This is a genomic window from Sedimentibacter sp. B4, from assembly GCF_000309315.1.
Classification (GTDB): Bacteria; Bacillota; Clostridia; order Tissierellales; family Sedimentibacteraceae; genus Sedimentibacter; species Sedimentibacter saalensis.
In genome coordinates this window covers 1-240 of sequence record NZ_CANG01000393.1, presented here as the reverse complement: position 1 = coordinate 240, position 240 = coordinate 1, and the positions used below count along the sequence as shown (strand labels likewise).

1 pseudogene is annotated in these 240 nt (G+C 75.0%); it reads right to left on the bottom strand.

The window, feature by feature from the left end:
- Positions 1–240: pseudogene (locus tag BN358_RS26460) on the bottom strand (aminoglycoside phosphotransferase family protein); the annotation flags it as partial.

The following is a 240-nucleotide window of genomic DNA, read 5'->3' as shown; positions in this document are numbered from 1 at the left end:
CCTCGACGTCGGTGAGCACGAGCGCGATCCAGCCGCCGGTCTCCACCACGCCGAGCAGCCGCGGCACCGGCAGGTGCCGGGGCAGAAGGGGCAGGATGCGGGACTCTGCGCGGTGGATGTGGTGCGCGTCGGGATCCGCCGTCTCCGCCACGGCCTTGGCGAACGCCCTGCTGCCGTCCGCGATGACCAGGCGGTCGGCGCTGCCGGGGGAGAAGCCGCCGGACTGCGAGCGGGCGTCCA